Annotated in this window: 3 protein-coding genes and 1 tRNA gene; 3 read left to right on the forward strand and 1 reads right to left on the reverse strand. The window is 68.0% G+C overall.

Annotated elements, in window-relative coordinates:
• Window positions 1-312, reverse strand: a 312-nt coding sequence (locus R6U01_RS13320) for an IMP dehydrogenase (protein WP_410286945.1), incomplete at its 3' end; no start/stop codon positions are given.
• Window positions 313-962: 650 nt separating this feature from the next.
• On the opposite strand from R6U01_RS13320, the gene R6U01_RS13325 reads away from it, so the two are divergent.
• From R6U01_RS13325 to R6U01_RS13335, 3 genes are all read left to right on the forward strand, one after another.
• Window positions 963-1,973 carry a DUF5794 domain-containing protein gene (locus R6U01_RS13325; RefSeq protein WP_410286946.1) on the forward strand — a complete coding sequence of 337 codons (1,011 nt, stop codon included), beginning with the start codon at window positions 963-965 and terminating at the stop codon, window positions 1,971-1,973.
• Between the two features lie 75 nt (window positions 1,974-2,048).
• Window positions 2,049-2,270, forward strand: coding sequence for a DUF5795 family protein (locus R6U01_RS13330; RefSeq protein WP_410286947.1), 222 nt, complete (start codon window positions 2,049-2,051; stop codon window positions 2,268-2,270).
• A 126-nt stretch (window positions 2,271-2,396) separates the two neighbouring features.
• Window positions 2,397-2,571, forward strand: a tRNA-Trp gene (locus tag R6U01_RS13335).
• Window positions 2,572-2,578 lie beyond the last annotated feature (7 nt).

A 2,578-nucleotide genomic window follows, 5' to 3' on the forward strand; every position in this document is an offset into this window, starting at 1 on the left:
GCGGATGACGAGCTCGTGGGCGCGCTTGACGCGCTCGACCTCCGCGGCCGTCTCCTCGACGGTCATGTTGCGGTGGAGGACGCCGAGCCCGCCCTCGCGGGCCATCGCGATGGCCAGGTCGCTCTCGGTGACGGTGTCCATCGCCGCCGAGAGGATCGGCACGGTGAGTTCGACGTGTTTCGAGACGCGCGCGGAGAGGTCGGCGTCGTCGGGCTCCACCCGGCTCTCCTTGGGTCGGAGGAGCACGTCGTCGAACGTCAGCGCTTCCGGCACGTCGAGCTTCGCAGAGAATCGACCGGAGTTGGTCTCCATATAAAACGTCGTGAGTGCCGAATAAAAAGCGTTGCGAGTCAGCACGGACGTGCACGTCGTTCTCATTCGAGATCGGGATATATCCAGTATCATGGATCATACACGGAGATTCGATCCCCCGTCGGAACGGTCGGTTCGACCCGCTGGACGCGACCGTCAAGCCGGTCGGTCGGCGACGGCGATCGGTCGGGAGTCGGCGTCTCCGGCCGTCAGTGCCCGCGGCGTGCCGGCTTCTCGCACACGGTCGGTGCCCCCAGCCTCACCCGCGGTCCGGGCGTTCCACTATCGACGCCGCGGACCGGTATGTGTTGACGGATCGTCGGCGGATTGCCGGTTCGGCTGTCTCTTCGCATCTCTATTTATAAACGACACATCGAATTCCTCTGTAACGTGTGGACCGGACTCACACAACCTTTAACGCGACCGAAACGCGTATATGGTGTATGGACTCCGACAGTCCCGTGAACGCGCGCACCGCCGGCCAGCCGATCCGTGCCTTCGGCGCCTCCTTTACAGCCGGCAATCCGCGCAAATTCCGCACATGGGCTCGTCGGGCCGTCTGCGGCTTCGACTCCGTACGCCGGGCCCTCGGCTATCGCGGGTCGCCCGCTTCCCACCGTGTACCCGTCGGTCAGGGACATCGCCCCTGAATGAGCGTCTCACGCCACCCAATCGCGCTCCGCTTGGAGCGGCAGGTCGGCAGCGCCACGAAGCTGCTCGCGACCGTGATGGTGTTGCCGCTGGTCGACGGCATCTTCCCCGCCTTAGTCATCGCCGGCGTGCTGAGCACCGCGACCGGCGTCGTCGAGACCGGGATCCTCATCTTCGGCGGGTCGGCCACCGCGGCCGTGATCCTCGCGGAGATGGACGGCTCCCGCCGGGAGATGGCGACCTCCGTCCTGCTGATCGGCGCGGTGATCATCCCGCTGGCGGCGCTCGAAGCGGCGTTCGCGCCCACGTTCAAGGGGTTCCTCAACCTGCCCGTCTTCGAGCGCTTCGCCGGGCTGGTGATCCTCACGATCGCCGCCAAGACCGCGAGCTCGGAGATCGGCGAGTACCTGCCGAGTCCGGGCATTATCATCGCGCTCGGCCTCGTCGCCAGCTTCGAGCCCAGCGGCTTCGTGATCGCGACGTCGCCGGAGTACGTGCTCAACGGCGCCGCTGCGGCCGGCGTGGGTGTCGCGTTCGCGCTGACGATCGCGCTGCTGTCGCCGCACCTCCGGGGCCGCGTCGACATCGACCGCTTCCGGTTCGGCTCCGCGGTCGCGCTCGGCGTGCTCGCGCTCCCGATCCTGCTCGGACCGTTCGACCTGATGCAGACGGAGGCGCCCATCGCGCTGGCCGTCCTCGCCGTCACCACGCTCTTCGCCTACGACCCCAACGCCGACGTCGTCGGCGGCGACTCGCCGGCCGACGGCTCTGACGGCGGCGACGACGGCACCGACGGTGCGGGAGACGAGTCGGGCGACGCGTCGGACGACGACGCGGTCGGCGACGAGGACCGCGGCCCGACCGACCCGCCGCTCGACACCCCGCCGAACGCGCCCGGTCCGATCGTCGACGACGACGTGGCCGTCCTGGCCAACGGCGGCGACCGCGACGTGAGCGACGACGACACGGACCCCTTCGCGGACGACGACTCGCGGGCGCCCTGGCTGTGAGCGGCGGTGGGTGTCCGGCGGATCCCCGTCCCGGCCTGTCGCCGGGGTTTAGGTGCTCCGGCGTCTACGCCGGGTATGTCCAATCGCGTCGTGCAGGGACGGATGGTGACGCCAGAGACGCTCGCCGAACTGGTCGAGGGCGAGTCGGTGCTCGAAGCCGAGTCGATCGCGGACGCCGACCGCGGCTGTCCGGAGTGCGGCGGCGACGTCATTTCCGTCGGCTACATGCCGAGCGTCACCGAGTTCGTCACCGGGTACAAATGTCAGGAATGCGACTGGAGCGACGACGACCGCTGACCCGGGACGACGCGGCCGAGCGTCGGTCGGTTCCGGCGCCGCCTGCGTCGTCGATCCGTCCCGCGATCGCTCGCGATCGAAACCCCTTTATCCGCGTTTCGGCAACCACTTAGTGCGATACTGCGTGGGGCTGTGGCCAAGCCAGGCATGGCGACTGACTCCAGAGGTTCGCGCCCGGGACGACACTCCAGACTGATATACCGAGCGGGCGACTGATCATCGCTCGCGTTGACGACCCTCTGGAGTTCCGAGGCGCACCGGAGATATCAGTCGATCGGGGGTTCAAATCCCTCCGGCCCCATTTTGTC

It is taken from the genome of Halorubrum sp., from assembly GCF_046498025.1.
Lineage (GTDB): Archaea > Halobacteriota > Halobacteria > Halobacteriales > Haloferacaceae > Halorubrum.